Annotated in this window: 1 protein-coding gene and 1 pseudogene; one reads left to right on the top strand and one right to left on the bottom strand. The window is 38.2% G+C overall.

All coding sequences use genetic code 11. From position 1 onward, the window contains the following. Nucleotides 1-112: pseudogene (locus tag NWP25_RS04520) on the bottom strand (photosystem II q(b) protein); the annotation flags it as partial. A 372-nt stretch (nucleotides 113-484) separates the two neighbouring features. On the opposite strand from NWP25_RS04520, the gene NWP25_RS04525 reads away from it, so the two are divergent. After that, nucleotides 485-2,536 carry a WYL domain-containing protein gene (locus NWP25_RS04525; protein ID WP_280698934.1) on the top strand — a complete coding sequence of 684 codons (2,052 nt, stop codon included), beginning with the start codon at nucleotides 485-487 and terminating at the stop codon, nucleotides 2,534-2,536. Nucleotides 2,537-2,887: the final 351 nt, after the last annotated feature.

Below are 2,887 nucleotides of genomic sequence, written 5' to 3' on the forward strand. Positions count from 1 at the left end.
TCATTAGTACGCCGAACCAACCGATGTAGATGCGGTTGCCGGTGCTGGTGATCCACTCGCAGAAGCGATCCCATACGTTGGCGCTTTGGCGCTGTTGTAAGGTTGTGGTCATTTGTTTATGATTGCTTTTGTTTTTGTATGTGTCAGACAAGTATTTTTTTGTCTGTGAGTTCACTTTACACTGCTTTACAAAACTTAAGCAAGTAAATTAATATCAGTAAAAATTATACATACTGTTAGTTTTACTTATGTAGCATACTCCCACAGTTCATTTAACGTCGGGATACCGACCTATTGTCGGAACCCTGCAACCAAGCTGAACAGAACTTTTGGTCAGGAAACATCTACAACTGGTGCTTGCGTAAGACGGCTATTTATTTATCTGCTTTGATTGCTGAAGTGAGGTGATTTGTGAGAAAACCTTGGACAGAAAATCAATAAGCGCTAAAAGTTAAAAGAGAACAACTTTTGGCTTTTATCTTTGATGATTTGTCACTTCCTTATAGGTGTCCCCGGTAGCGGGAAAAGTACCTTCGCCCATAAATTAGCTCAACTGGCGAATTATCGTATTGTTTCTACTGATGCAATTCGGGAAAAACTTTACGGCGATGCTTCTATTCAAGGTGTTTGGGGGGAAATTGAAGCACAGCTAATGTCTGAAATTGTCCAGGCCACTGCATCAGGTCACTCTGTAATCTATGATGCCACTAATGCCAAACGTGCTTGGCGGATGGAGTTGCTCGGTAGGCTTAATTCTCTGGCTGATTCTCCTTTATGGATGGGGTGGTATTTGCAAACCCCCCTGCAAATTTGCAAGTTGTGGAACCAAAAACGCTCGCGTCAAGTTCCAGAAGTAGTTATTGAGAATATGTACAAATCTTTACAAAACTTTCCGCCAGTAACTGCTGAAGGTTTTACCACTGTGACAACTATTGATTTGTCTTCACCAAAGTTCGATTTTTTCCAAATCCGTCGTCAAATTGCACTGCTTCCCCGGAGGATTGTCAAAGGTTCTAGCCACAATGGTAACATAACTTTACATTCCTACAGCAGTCTTCAGGATTTTGAACGTTTAATCTATTTGATTGCGTTGATTGTCCGTTATCCGGGTATTGGTAATTTACAATCAACTTATCCTATTGTGCTAGAGAATATTTTGGGTAGGGTTCCATATTTTACCAGTGCTTTGGCAGAAATCACTGCCTGTATAGGCAAGTTATACGGCAATATCTACGCCCAACCAGAGGCCATCGCATCAGATTTACACTGGCTAAAAGAAAATTTTTTCATTCATATTAATAATGTTCCTGATTTTCCCTCTTTGCCTATCTCTCTACCAGCCCCAGTTACCTCTGGAAGTGTAGCAACTCACCCTTACTCTGATTTTCCAACTTTCCAAAGATTGATGCAAATTATTCGCTTCATTCTCCATCACCCATTTTTGCACAATTGGGGTCAAGCTAGTTTGACAAGTTTCGTGTCTGCTCTCAAGAAAGATGACATTATTAATGATAAAGATTTAGATTCTGTTCGTCAGGATATTGACAATGTGCTGAAGCCCTATGGTATTTTACCTAACTTTTCTATAAGAGAGAGTTACTTTGCTGGGACGGGGATTTTGTCACAATATGAATTTATGAGACTGTTTAAACTTTTTCAGTCCCAAGCTCAAATTTCAAATGATCCCATAGCTTGGGAAATATGTAAAACCTTTACTACTCGCATTGAGCAAACTAAATTAGCTGTAAATCAAGTGTATCCAGCAGAAGGAATCACTAAGAGCGGTGTGATAAATTCAGACTATTTACCCTCAGATGCGCTGGCTAAAAATTTACCCCAGTTAGAACAAGCTATAGGCAACAGACAACTACTAGAATTGGCTCGTTTTGCAGGTAGTGGTAAGTTTAATTTGGATGAAGGAGGCTTTTTTTTAGCATTTCCCTTGGAAATCATATTTAGTAACACTTCATGGTATTTGGGTTATGAGTGCGAAAGCGGAAAATATGCTGGTTTATTTCGATTTGAACGTTTAGATAGATTATTTTTGGGTCAGCATCAAGAAAAATCCCGGACCATAGCAGAACAAAAAAATTCTTTAGAGAAATTACAAAAATTGGCGACGGCGAGTGCGGGACTTTTTTTGGGAAATAGTACCAGTGACCAACATCAGTTTTTGAGTGATGGTTTACAAGAAGATTCTCCAGTGTGTGTGGCCGTGGAGCTGTGGTTTAACAATAATATATACAGATTTATTAGTGAAGGGACTAAGAAATTTTACCCCAAGCAAATTAAGATGTCTCCACCCTTGCAAAAAGGAAAATTAAGTTTACAAAAATCAATTTTTTGTCTAAATAAAACCAAGGATGAATATTTTCCTAATTGCCTTCGAGTGCTGTTACCTAAATGGTCTTTGAATGATGTGGAATTTATACGCTGGATAGTGGGTTTTGGCGGAAATTTGAAGGTAGTACAGCCACCAGAATTGGTTGATAAGGTGAAAGGAATGGGAAAGGCTATTTTTGAAATTTATGAATAATCTATTCGTGGTAAGGTTGGTGGACAGCACACAAAATTAAGTCCAAAGAGGTAGCCCCTAAATTCCATTTATGGGGGGTTAGCCTGCGGCTAATTTATTCGTCATCAACTCTATTTTTAGTTTTGAATATACATTCTCTGGCAATTAAGATTTTGGAGAATTCTTGTATTACACCCAAAGCCTATTTGTGTAAAACTTAATTTACGTTATAACACAAGTGTTGAATGTTAAGAAAGAGGTGATAAAAATAGCCCAAAATATGGTAAATTCTGGGCGAAGTATTAAAATAGAATAATTGATAATGATTATAAATTCATTTCCCAAGATTGTCAAAGACATCCTCAGACCGTT

The organism is Umezakia ovalisporum Ak1311, assembly GCF_029891685.1.
GTDB classification, from domain to species: Bacteria; Cyanobacteriota; Cyanobacteriia; order Cyanobacteriales; family Nostocaceae; genus Umezakia; species Umezakia ovalisporum.